The organism is Mesorhizobium sp. M7A.F.Ca.CA.002.05.1.1 (genome assembly GCF_003998335.1).
In the GTDB taxonomy this organism is placed as follows: Bacteria; Pseudomonadota; Alphaproteobacteria; order Rhizobiales; family Rhizobiaceae; genus Mesorhizobium.
The window spans coordinates 1-3,068 of the sequence record NZ_RZQI01000733.1; the positions used below are offsets into that span (position 1 = coordinate 1).

Below are 3,068 nucleotides of genomic sequence, written 5' to 3' on the forward strand. Positions count from 1 at the left end.
CCATATGACGGCCACCTATGCGCTGGCGCTGGCGCCCTATCTGGCGAAGGCGGCGGGTCTCTAGCGAGATATCAAGGCGTAGCGGCTTTTTCGCATCAACATCGTTGACCAACGCCAGGGCCGGCATTCGAACACGACTTAACCCGCCTTTAAACCGCCGCATCTACTCTTCAACCCGAACGCCATAGGCATCGGGGATATCAAGCACAGCGCATGGCGAACCGCAGAGACAGTCGCATCGAACCCAGTTTCGAGGGGCCGCCGCAGGCGCGGTCCTCGGCGGGTCTTTCGGTGAACGAGGAGGATCGCGTCGTGCCGAGCAATCGCAAAGCCTCCGCAAAACGCAAGCCGGCCAAAGGGAAATCGTCGCGGGCCAAGCGCGGCAGAAGCCGGCGCGGCCTGTTCGGTGTGCTCGGCCGGCTGTTCTACTGGTGCTTCGTGTTCGCCATCTGGGGCGGCATCGCGGTGGCCGGCATCGTCGTCTACTATGGCGCCAAGATGCCGGCGGCGACGACCTGGTCGATTCCCGACCGCGCCCCCAACATCAAGATCGTCTCGGCAGATGGCCAATTGCTCGCCAATCGCGGCATGAGCGGCGGCGAGGCCGTCGGCCTGCATGAGATGTCGCCCTATATCCCGGAAGCCGTCATCGCCATCGAGGACCGGCGCTTCTACTCGCATTTCGGCATCGACCCGATCGGTCTGTCGCGCGCCATGGTCACCAACGTGCTGGGCGGGCGTTTCTCGCAGGGCGGTTCGACGCTGACCCAGCAATTGGCGAAGAACCTGTTCCTGACACCCGACCGCACGCTGGAACGCAAGGTGCAGGAAGTGCTGCTGGCGCTGTGGCTGGAGCACAAGCACACCAAGGACCAGATCCTCGAAATGTACCTGAATCGGGTGTATTTCGGTTCCGGCGCCTATGGCGTCGAGGCCGCCTCGCGCCGCTATTTCGGCAAGAGCGCGCGCGACGTCACCCTGTCGGAAGCCGCATTGCTTGCCGGCCTGTTGAAGGCGCCGTCGCGGCTGTCCCCGGCACGCGATCCGAAGGCCGCCGAGGAACGCTCGCAACTGGTGCTTGCCGCCATGCGTGACGAGGGAAAGATCAGCGCCAAGGAAATGACCTCGGCAATGAGCGCGCCGGCAACGCGTGCGCCGTCCTACTGGACCGGCTCGGAGAATTACGTCGCCGACACCATCATGGAGGAATTGCCCGACCTGATCGGCGATGTGCGCGGCGACATCGTCATCGACAGCACCGTCGACCTCAACCTGCAAAAGCTCGCCGAACAGTCGATCCGCAGACTGATCGACGAGAGCGGCAAGAAGCTCAACGTCACACAGGGCGCGCTGGTGTCGATCGACGATTCCGGTGCGGTACGTGCCATGGTCGGCGGCTACGACTATTCGACGAGCCAGTTCGACCGTGCTTCGGAGGCACGTCGCCAGCCGGGCTCGGCGTTCAAGCCGTTCGTCTATATGGCCGCGCTCGAAGCCGGTCGCACGCCCGACAGCATCCGCAACGATGCGCCGATCAAGATCGGCAATTGGACACCCGACAATTACGGCGGCAAGTATTTCGGCAAGGTGACGCTGGCCACCGCGCTGGCCAAGTCGCTGAACTCGGTGGCGGCGCAACTGACCATGGAGGTCGGGCCGAACGCGGTTGTCGAGGCGGCGCACCGCATGGGCATCCAGTCCGACCTGATAGCCAACACCTCGATCGCGCTCGGCACTTCGGAAGTGACGCCGCTGGAGCTGACCTCGGCCTATGTCCCCTTTGCCAATGGCGGCTACAAGCCGGACATCCATTTCATCCGGCGCGTGACGACCACCGAGGGCAAAGTGCTTTACGACAGCGGCGGCGGCAGCGCGCCGCGCGTCGTCAAGCCTGAGATCGTCGGCATGATGAACTCGATGATGACGGGCACGGTTGAGATCGGCACTGCCCGGAAAGCGGCTTTCGCCTGGCCATCGGCCGGCAAGACCGGCACCAGTCAAAATTCGCGCGACGCCTGGTTCGTCGGCTACACCGCCAACCTCACCACTGGTGTGTGGTTCGGCAATGATGATGGCAGCGCGATGAAGAAGGTCACCGGCGGCGCACTGCCGGCGCAGGCCTGGCACGAGTTCATGGTTGCGGCCCACGAAGGTGTGCCGGTGCGGCCGCTGCCCGGCACCTGGAAATCGACGCCGGCCGACACAATCGTCCCCGACGAGATACCCGCGGCGAACAACACGGCGCCGGTTCCGTCGACGTCGGTCGGTCAGCAGGCACCGGCGCGGCCAGCAGCGCCGGTTGCCCAAGCGCCGGTCCGCGCGGCCCGTCCCGCCCAAACCGTCGATGCCGACGGCCCCTCCATGCCGGAGGATGACGGCGCCACCGCGTCGATCAAGCACCCGGTGCCGCCAGGCGACGTCGGCGGTCCGCGCAAAAAGCGGCAGACCTCGATCCTCGACCTCCTTGGCGGCTGATCCGATCCGCTAATTCCGTGGCTTGGCGCTGCCCAACTTCTTGCTGTCAAAGGTCAGTTTGTCGCTGTGAATCTTGCCATCGCTGATGGTGAGGTGCTTGGCGCAGGAAAGCGCGCCGGACGACTTGGTCATCAAATCATACATCAGCAGCGCCTGGTGATCGTCACCGAAGGCCGCGATCATGCGCACACCGGTCACATCCTGTGATAGTTTGGTCAGGCCCTCGAGATAGGGTTTCTTGCCGGTCGATTGCTGCATCGGCCCATCAAAGACGACGTCGTCGGCAACCAAGGATGCTGCTTTGTCGAGGTCGTGGCTTGTCCACGCCTTGGTGAAGTCGGTGGCTATGTCGAGGGGTGCTGTCTGCGTCATGGCTCTGTCCCGATTGATTTGATCTGAGACCCCGCGCCCTGTCCTGCAACTCCCGAACCAACGGCGAGCCGGCTTCCCGGTTCCTCCTCTGAGGTGAATGGTGACATTTCGGCCTCTCGCCACCTCGGCGGCGTTCGGCTACATCTGCCGGCCGGAGACCTTGAAATGACTGAGCTCGACACCCGAAAGACCATCGTGCTGACCGGCGCCAGCCGCGGCAT

At 64.0% G+C, this 3,068-nt stretch carries 2 protein-coding genes; one reads left to right on the top strand and one right to left on the bottom strand.

Going from position 1 to position 3,068, the window contains the following annotated elements; translation table 11 throughout:
• Positions 1–213: 213 nt before the first annotated feature.
• Positions 214–2,475, top strand: a complete 2,262-nt coding sequence (locus EN939_RS27500; protein ID WP_127270873.1) for a transglycosylase domain-containing protein — start codon at positions 214–216, stop codon at positions 2,473–2,475.
• A gap of 9 nt (positions 2,476–2,484) precedes the next feature.
• On the opposite strand, the gene EN939_RS27505 is transcribed toward EN939_RS27500, so the two are convergent.
• A complete protein-coding gene (locus EN939_RS27505) occupies positions 2,485–2,847 on the bottom strand; it encodes a nuclear transport factor 2 family protein (RefSeq protein WP_127270874.1) in 363 nt (120 codons plus the stop codon).
• Between the last annotated feature and the right edge of the window lie 221 nt (positions 2,848–3,068).

What these genes read in the sequence shown, in the direction of transcription:
- EN939_RS27500 (WP_127270873.1), top strand. Translation starts at nt 214, where the DNA reads ATGGCGAACCGCAGAGACAGTCGCATCGAACCCAGTTTCGAGGGGCCG.
- EN939_RS27505 (WP_127270874.1), bottom strand. Translation starts at nt 2,847, where the DNA reads ATGACGCAGACAGCACCCCTCGACATAGCCACCGACTTCACCAAGGCG.